The organism is Streptomyces muensis, from assembly GCF_021474425.1.
In the GTDB taxonomy this organism is placed as follows: Bacteria; Actinomycetota; Actinomycetes; order Streptomycetales; family Streptomycetaceae; genus Streptomyces; species Streptomyces muensis.
The window spans coordinates 1-509 of the sequence record NZ_JAKEIP010000643.1 but is presented as its reverse complement, the minus strand read 5'-3'; the positions used below and the strand labels follow the sequence as shown (position 1 = coordinate 509).

Here is a 509-nt window from a genome sequence, read left to right as displayed (position 1 = left end):
TGGGGCCCCGCGGCCGGGGGTGCGGTTGTGGGGGCTGTGGCTGTGGTGGGTCTGGACGGGGTCGTCCAATAGGCGGTCTCGATCGCCTTGCGGCCCACTGCGCCCAGGCGGGCGTACGGGATGAGTTCGTGGGAGCGGGCCAGGACCGAGATGGTGTCGAGTTGGACCGCGCCGAGGTGACGGAGGATGCCGCGGACGCCGGATCTGCGGTTGGGGGTGCCGAGGAAGCCCTGTGCGCGGAGGGCGATGCGGCGGGCTTCGTCTGCCGTCAGTTCGGTGGTGGGGCGCGGGGTCGTCATGCGATCGGACGATAGGGGGTGGCACTGACAGTGGGGGGTGAGCTGTGGGTTTTGGGGCGGAGCCGGGGATGGATCTCGCCCCCGCCGCCCCTACCATTCCCATCCTCCAGGGGCGCTGCCCCTTCGACCCCGGCCCTCGGGGGGGGGGGGGGGGGGGGCCCCCCGCCCCCCCCCCCCCCCCCCCCCGGGCCGGGAGAGGAGAAGAAACAC

At 74.1% G+C, this 509-nt stretch carries 1 pseudogene; it reads right to left on the bottom strand.

Annotation, left to right across the window (positions count from 1 at the left end):
- Positions 1-299 (bottom strand): annotated as a pseudogene (locus tag L0P92_RS44865) (winged helix-turn-helix domain-containing protein); the annotation flags it as partial.
- Positions 300-509: the final 210 nt, after the last annotated feature.